This window comes from Acinetobacter sp. UBA3025 (assembly GCF_002367915.1).
GTDB lineage: Bacteria > Pseudomonadota > Gammaproteobacteria > Pseudomonadales > Moraxellaceae > Acinetobacter.
Map to the genome: position 1 here is coordinate 1 of NZ_DFDO01000076.1, position 10,838 is coordinate 10,838.

General features: G+C 45.8%; 12 protein-coding genes. 7 read left to right on the forward strand and 5 right to left on the reverse strand.

What is annotated here, in order from left to right; genetic code table 11:
• Together B4J23_RS02960 and B4J23_RS02965 are read right to left on the reverse strand one after the other, a co-directional pair.
• A partial coding sequence (locus tag B4J23_RS02960) for a YifB family Mg chelatase-like AAA ATPase (protein WP_291358719.1) occupies window positions 1-1,346 on the reverse strand: 1,346 nt, incomplete at its 3' end.
• Between the two features lie 65 nt (window positions 1,347-1,411).
• Window positions 1,412-1,639, reverse strand: a complete 228-nt coding sequence (locus B4J23_RS02965; RefSeq protein ID WP_004787313.1) for an accessory factor UbiK family protein — start codon at window positions 1,637-1,639, stop codon at window positions 1,412-1,414.
• A gap of 278 nt (window positions 1,640-1,917) precedes the next feature.
• On the opposite strand from B4J23_RS02965, the gene glnK reads away from it, so the two are divergent.
• The 7 genes from glnK (at window position 1,918) to B4J23_RS03000 (ending at window position 8,057) form a co-directional block, all read left to right on the forward strand.
• A complete protein-coding gene (gene glnK / locus B4J23_RS02970) occupies window positions 1,918-2,256 on the forward strand; it encodes a P-II family nitrogen regulator (protein WP_004650081.1) in 339 nt (112 codons plus the stop codon).
• A gap of 60 nt (window positions 2,257-2,316) precedes the next feature.
• Complete coding sequence (locus B4J23_RS02975; RefSeq protein WP_159123952.1) at window positions 2,317-3,732, forward strand: ammonium transporter; 1,416 nt, start codon at window positions 2,317-2,319, stop codon at window positions 3,730-3,732.
• Between the two features lie 139 nt (window positions 3,733-3,871).
• Window positions 3,872-4,339: a transcriptional regulator NrdR gene (nrdR, locus tag B4J23_RS02980; RefSeq protein WP_004787309.1), complete on the forward strand. Its 468-nt coding sequence runs from the start codon at window positions 3,872-3,874 to the stop codon at window positions 4,337-4,339.
• A 2-nt stretch (window positions 4,340-4,341) separates the two neighbouring features.
• Window positions 4,342-5,430 carry a bifunctional diaminohydroxyphosphoribosylaminopyrimidine deaminase/5-amino-6-(5-phosphoribosylamino)uracil reductase RibD gene (gene ribD / locus B4J23_RS02985; RefSeq protein WP_291358720.1) on the forward strand — a complete coding sequence of 363 codons (1,089 nt, stop codon included), beginning with the start codon at window positions 4,342-4,344 and terminating at the stop codon, window positions 5,428-5,430.
• Window positions 5,427-6,719: a DNA adenine methylase gene (locus tag B4J23_RS02990; protein WP_004787305.1), complete on the forward strand. Its 1,293-nt coding sequence runs from the start codon at window positions 5,427-5,429 to the stop codon at window positions 6,717-6,719. The genes ribD and B4J23_RS02990 overlap by 4 nt, the downstream gene beginning before the upstream one ends.
• Window positions 6,720-6,742: 23 nt before the next feature.
• Window positions 6,743-7,402, forward strand: coding sequence for a riboflavin synthase (locus tag B4J23_RS02995; protein ID WP_291358721.1), 660 nt, complete (start codon window positions 6,743-6,745; stop codon window positions 7,400-7,402).
• A 109-nt stretch (window positions 7,403-7,511) separates the two neighbouring features.
• The gene (locus tag B4J23_RS03000) at window positions 7,512-8,057 is read left to right on the forward strand and encodes a VTT domain-containing protein (protein ID WP_180179745.1); all 546 of its coding nucleotides are present in this window, start codon (window positions 7,512-7,514) and stop codon (window positions 8,055-8,057) included.
• Window positions 8,058-8,160: 103 nt separating this feature from the next.
• Here the strand turns inward: B4J23_RS03000 and blhA are convergent, their stop codons facing one another.
• Genes blhA through B4J23_RS03015 form a run of 3 tightly spaced genes read right to left on the reverse strand, consistent with a single transcriptional unit; the run spans window position 8,161 to window position 10,650 of the window.
• Window positions 8,161-8,775: a cell division protein BlhA gene (gene blhA / locus B4J23_RS03005; protein WP_291358722.1), complete on the reverse strand. Its 615-nt coding sequence runs from the start codon at window positions 8,773-8,775 to the stop codon at window positions 8,161-8,163.
• 26 nt (window positions 8,776-8,801) lie between these two features.
• Complete coding sequence (locus B4J23_RS03010; RefSeq protein WP_179992212.1) at window positions 8,802-9,209, reverse strand: DNA polymerase III subunit chi; 408 nt, start codon at window positions 9,207-9,209, stop codon at window positions 8,802-8,804.
• Window positions 9,202-10,650, reverse strand: a complete 1,449-nt coding sequence (locus B4J23_RS03015; RefSeq protein WP_291358723.1) for a leucyl aminopeptidase — start codon at window positions 10,648-10,650, stop codon at window positions 9,202-9,204. The genes B4J23_RS03010 and B4J23_RS03015 overlap by 8 nt, the downstream gene beginning before the upstream one ends.
• Between the last annotated feature and the right edge of the window lie 188 nt (window positions 10,651-10,838).

Below are 10,838 nucleotides of genomic sequence, written 5' to 3' on the forward strand. Positions count from 1 at the left end.
GCCAGTTCAATCATTTTCTGAGCTGGTGGATCGAGAGGGGCATATTGTTCCAGTTGTTTCGGACTAAGACTCATGTTTAAGGCGTTTTGCCGTTCGATCTGAATATTATAGGCGGTGATCACACGCTGTCTGACGGTTTCAGAGTTTTCGACGGGTTTATTGTCCTGTAACTCCTGTGCCTGTAAAGGTGGTACGTCAATATGCAGGTCAATCCGATCCAGTAATGGACCAGAAATCCGGTTCTGATAACGCTTGATGCTTTCAGGTGAACATTGACAGCGGCTGTCCTGATTAAATGCATAACCGCATGGACAGGGATTCATGGCTGCCACCAACTGAAAGTTGGCTGGAAAAGTAATTTGCCGGGAAGCACGTGAGATTACAATTTCTTTGGACTCAAGCGGCTGACGTAATACTTCTAAAACCTTGCGGTCAAACTCAGGCAGTTCGTCTAGAAATAAAACGCCCAAATGTGCCAGTGTGATCTCTCCAGGTTTAGGATGTGAGCCACCGCCGACCAGTGCAATGGCAGACGCAGTATGATGCGGTGCCCGAAATGGCCGCTGGCCAAAGGGATGATTGGCATTGGCAATTGAATAGATACTAGCAACTTCCAGATTTTCCTGAGTATTTAAGGGAGGTAAAATACTGGCGAGGCGCGATGCTAATAAGGTTTTACCTGTACCGGGTGGGCCGCGGAACAGCAGGGAATGGCCACCTGCAGCTGCAATTTCCAAGGCACGTCGTGGTCGCAATTGTCCTTTCACATCCGCAAGATCAAATTTATAAAAAGAGTGCTGATCTAATGGACTGGTCTTAAACGGGGGCAAGGTTTCCGCTTGAGCCAGATGTGCACAGACTTCCTGTAAATGATTGGCAGCAAATACCTGAAAATCCGGAAGCTGAGAGGCTTCCTGAGCATTCGGACTAGGCAAGATCAGTTGATGCTGTGCCTGCTGGCAGGCGATTGCAATACTCAGGATTCCTGTTACTGGCCGCAATTGACCATCTAAGGCCAGTTCACCAATAAATTCAAGGTCATCTGTGCAATTTTCTGGAAGCTGCCCTGAGGCCACTAAAATTCCTAGCGCAATCGGCAAGTCCAAACGTGAGCCATCTTTAGGTAGATCGGCAGGTGCCAGATTAATGGTCAGGCGTTTGGTCGGAAACTGAAAGCCGCTATTCAGAATAGCTGATCGAACCCGATCCTTACTTTCCCTGACTGCGGCTTCAGGAAGCCCCACAATGGTGAGGGAAGGCATGCCAGAACTGACATGAACTTCGACTTCAATTAAAGGTGCATGCAGGCCTAACAGGCCTCGCGTATAAATTTTGGCAAAAGACATATTGTTGTTCCAATATAGTGCATTATTTTTATTGTTCTCGTGTCTTTTGTGCACTGTAGTTGTGCTTATTTTTTAATCGAGATTTTTTCTTCTAGCTCTTCGACTTGTTTTAGTAACTCATTTAAACGCTGATTAGCATTATTTAGGGCAGTGCGTTGACGTTCGAGCTCTTCTTTAGACACCAAATCCATTTTGCTAACGGCTTCATTGAGCAGGGCACGCAAGTTGTGCTCCAAGTCCTTTTTAGGTTGTTCAACTTGCTGCAAAATTGCTTGTAACAGGGTTTCAATCATAATCCGATCCATCGCCATATAAATGCGCGGACAGTGTAGCATTGCTGCAAGAGTGACTTACAGTATTTCAGATAAAATATAGGCTGCTTCGATTAGTAATATTGTAAAAATCCACATAAAAAATATCCAATTTGTGCAGATTCCAATACGTTATAAGTATAAAATAAAAGAGCAAGAAACATCGTGCCGGGCTTTCTAATTTCCCCCGACCTTAGGAATCTTGGCATGAAATTTGAACATAAAACCTTACTGGTGAAATAAGCCGAAGGAAAACAAACATGAAGCTCGTAACTGCAATTGTAAAACCTTTCAAATTGGATGATGTGCGTGAAGCATTATCTGAAATTGGTGTTCAAGGCATCACTGTGACTGAAGTCAAAGGCTTTGGTCGTCAAAAAGGCCATACTGAACTTTATCGTGGTGCTGAATACGTTGTAGATTTCTTACCGAAAGTCAAAATTGAAATCGCAATCAGCGACGAAATGGTTGATTCGGTAATTGAATCAATTACTCGTGTTGCAAGCACTGGCAAAATCGGTGACGGAAAAATTTTCGTAACTAACTTAGAACAAGTCATCCGTATTCGTACCGGTGAAACAGGTGCAGACGCTGTTTAATTTGGCACGAAGTTTGCTGAGTACCTAATAACTCACAAAAAACATGGTTGGGGGATACGAATGAAAAAAATGCTAATGGCGTTCGGCTTGTCCAGCGCTCTTTTAGGTGGTTCTGTTGCGTGGGCTGAAGAGGCCGTAACAGCACCAACACCTACTGAAGAAGTCGCACTTGTTGCAGAGACTGGCGATACTTCACTTACAACAACAGACACAACTACAGCAGAGATTGCTGAAGTGGCGCCAGCGGAACCAGCAGCGCCTGCAGAAGAAGAAGCCACTCTCGATACTGGTGATACAGCCTGGATTCTCACTTCAACAGCCCTTGTATTACTGATGACCATTCCAGGTTTAGCCCTGTTCTATGGCGGTATGGTCCGTAAGAAAAATGTGCTGGCAACAATGGCACACAGCTTTGTTGCTGCAGCCGTAGTCAGTATTGCCTGGGTCGTGATTGGCTATACATTGGCCTTTGGTGAAGGAAATGCCTTTATCGGCAGTCTGGACAAGCTCATGCTGGCTGGAATAACCACCGATGCGCTTTCAGGCACGATTCCTGAAATCCTGTTCGTGATCTTCCAAATGACGTTTGCCATCATTACGGTTGCCATCATCAGCGGTTCAATCGCGGAACGTATGAAGTTTGGTGCTTTTGTGGCATTCATTGCACTTTGGGTGATTCTAGTTTATGCGCCAATTACTCACTGGGTATGGGGTGGCGGCTGGTTAGGCAACGACGGCGCGCTTGACTTTGCTGGTGGTACAGTCGTTCACATCAACTCAGGTGTAGCGGGTCTGGTTGCAGCCTACATGCTTGGTAAACGTATGGGTCTTGGCCGTGAATCAATGGCGCCACATAACCTGACTTTAACTGTAGTCGGTGCAAGCTTACTTTGGGTAGGCTGGTTCGGCTTCAACGGTGGTTCAGCATTGGGTGCAAATGGTTCTGCAGGTTATGCGCTGATCGTAACTCAAGTTGCAGCAGCGGCAGCAGCGATCTCTTGGTTAATTACTGAAAAAGTAGTACGTGGTAAAGCATCTGTATTAGGTGGGGCTTCTGGTGCGGTAGCAGGTCTGGTGGTAATTACTCCAGCAGCTGGTTTTGTCACTGTCGGTGGTGCCCTGGCAATGGGTCTGATCGGTGGTGTGGTATGTTTCTGGGGTATTACTGCTCTGAAACGTACACTGAAAGCTGATGATTCTCTGGATGCCTTTGGCCTGCACGGTGTGGGTGGTATCGTTGGTGCGATTCTGACAGCATTCTTCGCAAGCGAATTCATCATGGGTGATGCTGCTCCAGCAAATGTAATGAGCCAACTTTGGGTTCAAGTTGAAGGTGTACTTGCAACCATCGCTTACTCTGCAGTATTAACTTTCGTGATTCTTAAAGTGATTGATCTGATCATCGGTATCCGTGTTTCTTCTGATGATGAACGCATGGGTCTGGACTTAAGTCAACATGGCGAACGTGTAGAATAATCTGCTAAAACAATAATCAATATATTGTGTAAAACAGCCCATATGGGCTGTTTTTTTTCTATATGTTGCGTAAAACTCTACAAAGTTTAGAATTTTTGCTACACTCGGAAATCATCAGGATTTGTTCAATTAAACCGCTATGCATTGCCCATTTTGCAATACACCAGACAGTAAAGTGATTGATTCACGCCTGGCCGCTGAAGGTTGCCAGATTCGCCGCCGTCGTGAATGTGTCAGTTGTAATGAACGCTTTACCACCTTTGAAAGTTATGAAGTGGTGATGCCACGTGTCATCAAATCTGATGGTAAGAATGAACCCTTTGATGAAGCCAAATTACGCCGTTCACTGATGCATGCCTTGCAGAAACGTCCTGTGACGCAAGAACAGATTGAAACGGTGCTGAGTGATATCCAGTTGCAGATTCGCCGTCTGGGTGAACGTGATGTAAAATCACGTACCATCGGTGAAATTGTCATGCAGTCTCTATTCGCGCTTGATCACGTGGCTTATGTCCGCTTTGCTTCGGTGTATCAGGATTTCCAGGATGTCGAAGCCTTTCGTCGTCAGATTGAACAGATGCAGCAACGTGGTGAGTTTCAAGAATAAGCATGACTGAACTCACTCAAGATCAAATCTGGATGCGCCGTGCCATCGAACTGGCACGTCAGGGGCAGTACTCCACTAAACCGAATCCGAATGTCGGCTGTATCATTGTCAAAGATGGCGTAGTCGTGGGTGAAGGTTTCCATCCTAAAGCCGGTCAGCCTCATGCGGAAGTCTTTGCCATGCGTCAGGCAGGCGAACAGGCACGTGGAGCAACAGCATATGTGACTTTGGAACCTTGTGCCCATTATGGCCGTACACCACCATGTGCTAAAGGATTGGTTGAAACAGGCGTAGCTAAAGTGATTGTTGCCTGTCCTGATCCAAATCCACTGGTCGCTGGAAAAGGCGTGCAGATCCTGAAAGATGCTGGCATAAAGGTTGAAGTCAGTGTTTGTGAGGATGAAGCACATCCACTGAATGATGGCTTTCTAAAAGCGATGGCGACTGGGATGCCTTATGTCCGTTTGAAAATTGCATCGAGTCTGGATGGCCGTACGGCAATGGCATCGGGTGAATCGAAATGGATTACCGGTGCAGAAGCTCGTCAGGATGTGCAACATTGGCGTGCGATTTCTGGTGCGGTGATTACTGGGATTGAAACCGTATTAGCAGATGACTGTCAGCTTAATGTCCGTAGTCTGAAGGGTGTTGATGATATTAACAGCATCGTTCAGCCAAAGCGGGTTATTCTGGATCGCCAAGGCCGTTTGCTACTCACTGCCAAAATTCTGGAACAGCCGGAAACGGTAATGGTCATGGGGCCATATCGTCCGGAACTGGCTGACCTGGGTGTGACCCAACTTGAGATTCAGTCTTTACAAGAATTATTACAGCAACTGGTTCAGCAGCATCAGATATATGATGTGCTGGTGGAAGCAGGTGCGACTTTATCTACTGCATTTTTACAGGCAGGGCTGGTGGATGAACTCATCAGTTATGTTGCACCGACTTTATTGGGGCAAACTGCGCGTAGTATGTTCAATGCAGAATTCAGCCGAATGGCAGAACAACTTCGATTCAAGTTGCAGGACGTGACCCGTTTGGGTGATGACGTGCGCTTCAGGTTAATTCCCTCTCAAGAGACACTATGAATTCAGAGTCTACGGTTTACCACAAACGTCGCCATGCGGCACGTACCACAGATGAATATCTTTTCCATCAGTTGGTTCCTTATTTGGGGAACAAACGCCGTTTACTACACTTAATTCTGGAAGCACTTGAGAGCACGGGAACCTTAAAACGTGAAGATGGCCGTGCGCCGATTTTTGCCGATTTTTTTGCCGGTTCCGGTGTAGTATCACGTTTGGCACGTCAAAATGGCTATCGTGTGATTGCCAATGACTGGGAGCCGTATAGCCATGCGCTGAATCATGCAGTTCTGGCTTGTACTGATGCACCTGCATTTAAAGAACTGGGTGGCTATCAGAAAGCAATTGATTATCTGAACCGTCTGCCTGAAGTCAAAGGCTGGGTGACGCATAATCTGTGTCCACGCAATGACGAAATCTATGATCCGACCCGAGACCGTTTGTTCTTCAAACGCCGTAACGGCATGCGTATCGATGCCATCCGTCAGCAGATTGCGACTTGGCAAGCGCAAGGTGCGATTGATGACGTGGAAATGAGTGCCTTGCTGGCACCATTGCTTTATTCAGCCAGTTTTGTCAGCAATACTTCAGGTGTATTTAAAAGTTTCCATCATGGTTGGGGCGGTAAGACCCAAACTGCACTAGAACGCATTGAATCACTACTTTGGTTAACGCCAAGCCGTTTCTGTGAGGATGCCAAGCATCAAGGACCTGCCGCAGAAATGTGGTGTGTCGATGCCCAGCATCTGGCCAATCAGATGAGTGGTTTTGAAGTCGATGTAGCTTATTTGGATCCACCGTATAACCAGCATGCCTATAGTAGTAACTATCATGTACTCAATGCTTTAACGCTGTGGGATCAGGTGGATTTACCGACTCCAGACACTAAAGGCTTCAAGAGCGGGATTGACCGTGCATGGCGTAAAGAACGTCCAAGTCAGTACAACTCATCCAAGCATGCCAAAGAAGCCTATGAAACTTTGTTGGCGACCATTAATGCGCGTTTTATCCTGACCAGTTATTCAACCGATGGTAATATCAGTGCCACAGATTTGCTGCAGGCCAACCTGAAACGTGGCCGTGTAACCTTGCTCACTCAGGATGTGCCACGTTATCGTGTCAGTAAGCAGCGCCAGTCTGAACGTGCACGCGTATTGGAATTTATTGTAATTACCGACACGCATGCCAAGTCAGGTCCGCCAATTCGTCAGTTACTGAGCCAGTTGCATCATTATGCTGAGCTGGGCGGTGTGGATACGACCGGCGTGAGCACCCAATTGGCCTTGTGGTAAGCGCAGAGAAAAAGGAAATAAAGATGTTTACAGGTATTATTGAAAGTCTGGGCAAGGTCGAGAGCTTGCAAAGCGTTGGCGGTGATGTGCGTTTACGCATCCAGATGGATCTAGATATGTCCGATGTACATCTAGGCGATTCAATTGCCACCAATGGCATCTGTCTGACCGTAATTGACTGGGGTGAGAACTGGTATGCTGCAGACGTATCACGTGAAAGCCTGGACCGGACTACACTGGCTAACTGGAAAGTCGGCCAACCTGTAAATGTCGAAAAGGCAATGCTGCCAACTACACGCTTTGGCGGACATATTGTCTCTGGTCATGTCGATGCGGTTGGTGAAATTACAGTAGTACGTTCCGATGCCCGTTCCATTTATTTTGAAGTGACTGCACCAAAAGAAATTGCCAAATATTTGGCAGAGAAGGGCTCTATAACAGTAGATGGTATCAGCCTGACCATTAACCACTTGCGTGGTAACATCCTTAGTCTGAATCTGATTCCACATACAGCCGAACGTACCAATATTGGTACCTGGAAGTTAGGCACTAAAGTCAATCTGGAAGTGGATGTACTGGCGCGTTATATCGAGCGTTTATTGCTTGGTGACAAAGCCGCAGAAACTACAGAACAGTCTAAAATCAGCATGGAATTCTTAGCCGAAAATGGCTTTTTGAAATAAATCCGCTGAGCAATTACCAGACAGTCTAATTGAAAAATTAGACTGTTTTTTTATTTTTCGGGATAATACGTAGCTCAACTCGCGATTTTAGCCCCAGTGGACAGGTCGAATGCTCGATTTTTTACTTCATCTTGAACAGTCTTTACCCTTATTGCTGGAGCAGTATGGGGTATGGATCTATGCAATTTTGTTCCTGGTGATTTTTGCGGAAACAGGTTCGCCGTTTTTCTTCTTTTTGCCAGGTGACAGTTTGTTGATTGCTGTCGGTGCGTTGTGTTCCAGCTCTGACCTGATTACCTTGCACTCCATGGGTTTATTGCTGCTGATTGCTTCGATTCTGGGTTATACCGTGAATTATTATTCGGGCAGGGTGCTCGGATTAAAGTATTTCAATGAGCATTCACGGTTTTTCAAACCCGAATATATGGTCAAAACCAATCATTATTTTATGAAACATGGTGGCAAGACGATCTTAATTGCGCGTTTTATTCCCTTTGTACGTTCCTTCGGCCCTTTTGCGGCAGGTTCTGGCCATATGAGCTTTGCGACTTTCAGTTTTTATAATGTGACCGGTGGTCTTCTCTGGATTAGCACTCTGCTAGGGGCGGGCTATCTGCTTGGCAATACCGCATTTTTACTGGCTGACTTGTTTTAATTTTAAAGTGGATTTTATAGTTTGATGGAATAAACTAACCAAGACAGGAGAAGGATTAGGCTGAAAAATAAAAAGAATCTTTTCAGCCAACTGACTATCAACTTTACTCAGCCAGATCAGAATTTTTCAGAATATAGTCAATTTCTTCCTTGGCTGCAGCGCGTAATTTCTCACGCAGTGCATTGACGGTTTGTTCAATCACAGTTTCTGCTTCGAGTTCCAGACGTAACCGTAAGCTTTCCAGCTCAGACAAAATCTGGGTATCGTCGATATTTAAGCGACCTTTGGCAAAGTCGAGCACCTGATCCGGATTTTTCTGATAACGCGCGGCATAATCCTGAACCTCAGTATCCAGCATATGACGCATTTCAGCCAGCTTTCGGGTTTGCTCGGCAAATTTTCGCTCTTCATCACGACGTAGCTGTTCAGCATAGGCTTGTTCTTCAGCACGTTTTTCGGCTAAGGCTTTTTCGAGTGCCTGTTGTCTGCGAATGCGTGCTTCTTCAATCAGTTCGGCCTTGCGCTGTGCATACGCTGCTTCAATTTTACGCTCAGACTCTTTCTGTAACTGCTGGTCACGGACGAGCCATTCTTCTACAGCAGTTTCAGGCTTAAGTACTTCACAGATGCGCGAGAGGTCATCGATAAAGGTCTGACGTACAGCCTCAGGCGTGTTTAACCAGCGCTGTTTAAAATCTGGACCTACATTTAATGCCACTTGCATCTCCTTGTTCACGTGATTACTTAGAGCTTAAAGGTATTTGGCTGAATGCCAAAGCGACGATATTGTTTATATTTTTCACGTCCCAGCTGTTTGGCTGGTTCATTGTTTTCAATAATCTCAATAATGTGACTAAATTTCGCATCAGGTTCAAGTGCTTCCGGATTAAAATTAAAAATAATCCAGCCCGGCTGCTCTGGTAATTGAGCCGAGATACAGACGGTTGCATCTGGCTGATCGATTCCATGTGGAATAAAGCTGGCAGGATCAAAGTTCCACAGCTTTTCATCCAGTTCCTGCTGTAAGGCAGGATCGGCACACAGCAGCCAGATGCGCTCTGGCTGACGCAAAATTTTACGGCATAAACGACAAGTGCTGTCCACTTGTCGTTCAGGGCTTTTTTCAAATAAATAAAAGCTGACCTTAGCCATGCTTTTGAACGCGATTAGCCAGGAATTGCATTAATAGAGGTACTGGACGACCAGTTGCGCCTTTATTTGGACCTGAATTCCATGCAGTACCAGCGATATCCAAGTGAGCCCAGCGATAGTCACGCGTAAAACGTTGCAGGAAGCATGCAGCCGTTACAGAACCGGCTTTAGGGCCACCAATATTGGCAATATCAGCAAATGGGGAATCCAGTTGTTCCTGATAGTCGTCCAGTACCGGCATGCGCCATACACGGTCAAATGCATTTTGGCCGGCGGTTTCAAGTTCTGCAGCCAGCTCATTGTCTGGTGTAAACATACCGGTCAAGACTGAACCTAACGCCACTACACAAGCACCAGTTAGAGTTGCAATATCAATCACCAGAGCAGGATTAAAGCGTTTTACATAAGTTAATGCATCGCAGAGTACCAGACGGCCTTCAGCATCAGTGTTTAGAATTTCAACGGTTTGACCGCTCATAGTCGTTACGATGTCACCTGGACGGGTGGCTTTGCCCGATGGCATATTTTCCGCTGCAGCAATCGCACCTACCACATGAATTGGTAAACGAGATTCGCATAGTGCACGAAGCGTGCCCAGAACTGAAGCTGCACCGCACATATCGTATTTCATTTCATCCATGCCAGCGCCTGGTTTTAATGAAATACCACCAGTATCAAAAGTAATGCCTTTACCCAGTAATACCACTGGTGCTTCTTCACGGTGAGCCAGATATTCAATCGTGATAATACGGCCTGGACGGTCTGAACCTTTGCTGACTGCAAGGAAAGCACCCATACCAAGGTCAGCCATTTGCTGTTCATTGAGTACAGTTACTTTAAGCAGGTCCGGATATTGAGCCGCCAGCGCTTGCGCCTGTTCTGCCAGATATTCTGGGAAACAAATATTGCCAGGACGATTACCCAGATCACGCGCCAGATTCTGACCAGTCTGAATGGCCTGAATCAATTGCAACTGTTCAGCTGTTAGCGGAGTTTCGGCAGCGATGAAATCAATCTGCTGCAGAATAAATTCGTTCTTTTTTGACTTGTATTCGTCATAGCCGTAGCTGGCTTGAGTTAAAGCCAATGCAAACAGATAGTGCAATTCTTGTGGAAGTTGTGTCAGATCAACAGAAATCTGTTTGAATTTTTTTTGAGAGCCTTTAATAATGGCTTGGGCAATTTTCGCCAGTTTTCCCGCTTGTAATTCGGCAGTCTTGCCGAGGCCGATCAGGGCCGCATGCTGAGACTGGCTGACCTGTCCAATCAGGCTTAAACTTTCTGCCAGACCAGCCTTGAATTGAGATGCTTCAATTAATGTATCTAGGCTGTTGATTTGGTATGTTGATGCAGCGCTTTGAATCTGTTCTGAGTCGACTAAAATCAACAAAGATTGACTTGATCCATTCTCTGGGAATGACGTATTAATTGTAAGGTTCATATCTTGTTTTCACGCCTGTTTAGATTTGCAAATCATTCAAGCATTGAAACATTTATCCGAATAGATTTTCAATGGGCAGAGCCACCTAGGTTTTATATTTTTGCTATTCGGGTAAACTAGCACTCGTTTTATGGAGCTCATTTTGGAAGAACTAATTTGATTATTCGGCGTTATCTGGTCAAGCAAGT